A 382-nucleotide genomic window follows, 5' to 3' on the forward strand; every position below is an offset into this window, starting at 1 on the left:
GCCGCCCGGTCACCCCGAGCGGCCGGACCGCCTGCGCGCCATCGAGCGCGTACTTGATGACGAGGCCTTTGCCGCGCTCGATCGCGTCAAGGCGCCGGAGGGCGACGAGGCCACCATCCTCTACGCCCACCCCGCCGATTTCGTCGCCCGTGTGCGAGCCGCGATTCCCGAAGAGGGCATTGCCCGCATCGATGCCGACACCACCGCCAGCCCGAAGAGCTGGCAGGCGGTGATCGCCGCGATCGGCGCCGCCAACGCCGCCGTCGACGACGTCTTTGCCGGCCGTGCCGACAATGTCTTCGTCGCCGCCCGGCCGCCCGGCCACCATGCCGAAAAGGCCACCGCCATGGGCTTCTGCTTCTTCAACACGGCGGCGATCGCT

1 pseudogene is annotated in these 382 nt (G+C 70.9%); it reads left to right on the plus strand.

Annotation, left to right across the window (positions count from 1 at the left end):
• Positions 1-382: pseudogene (locus ACWTU9_RS33270) on the plus strand (histone deacetylase family protein); the annotation flags it as partial.

Source organism: Mesorhizobium sp. 128a (assembly GCF_053848025.1).